The organism is Aminobacter sp. P4_D5 (assembly GCF_056401815.1).
In genome coordinates this window covers 1-676 of record NZ_JBFUIP010000793.1, presented here as the reverse complement: position 1 = coordinate 676, position 676 = coordinate 1, and the positions used below count along the sequence as shown (strand labels likewise).

The window sequence follows — 676 nt, the reverse complement described above, 5'->3', positions numbered from 1 at the left end:
GCCCCGGCCAGCCCGCCGCCAGYATTCGGCGAGCCGAGAATGGGCCTGCCGGGCGACAAGGGCGTGCCGGATGCGCCTCCTGGGACGCCCCGGGCCGCCCCCGTGCCTTCGCCCGGTCCCAAGGACGGACCCAAGCCCGGCCCGGCCACCAATCTCTAATCTTCCGGCCGCGCGATCCGGTAGAGCAGGTGACGACGCTTCGGATGGCCTTCCGGCAGCCGGGGGTGGTCGAAATCCCCGTCCGGCGCCATGCCGAGCTTGTCCATGAGCCGCCAGGACGGCTCATTGGGCGGGATGGTCCAGGCGACGATCGCGTCCAGCCCGAGCGGCCCGAAGCCGACCTGGAGCGAGAGGCGCGCCGCCTCCTCCGCATAGCCCTTTCGCTGATGCGCGGGTGCGGTGCGCCAGCCGATCGCGACCGCCGGGGTGAAGCGCGCCTCGAAGCCCACCCGCATCAGGCCGACCAGCCCCACCAGCCCCGGCGCGTCGCGGCTGACGACGCTCCAGAACCCGAAGCCGTGCTCGGCATGGTGCGCCAGTATCCTGGCGAGCCAGGCGTCGCTTTCCGCGCGGTCCATGGTCTTGGCGAAGTGCTGCATCGTGACGGGGTCGCCGTTGATGGCGGCCAGTTCCGCCGCGTCGGAGGGCTCCGGCGGGCGCAGGATCAGCCTCGGGC

General features: G+C 72.9%; 1 protein-coding gene. It reads right to left on the bottom strand.

Features of this window, described 5'->3' with window-relative positions; all coding sequences use genetic code 11:
* Positions 1 to 155: 155 nt before the first annotated feature.
* Positions 156 to 676: GNAT family N-acetyltransferase (locus AC1DWF_RS35040; RefSeq protein WP_476843073.1), on the bottom strand; the 521-nt coding region annotated here is incomplete at its 5' end.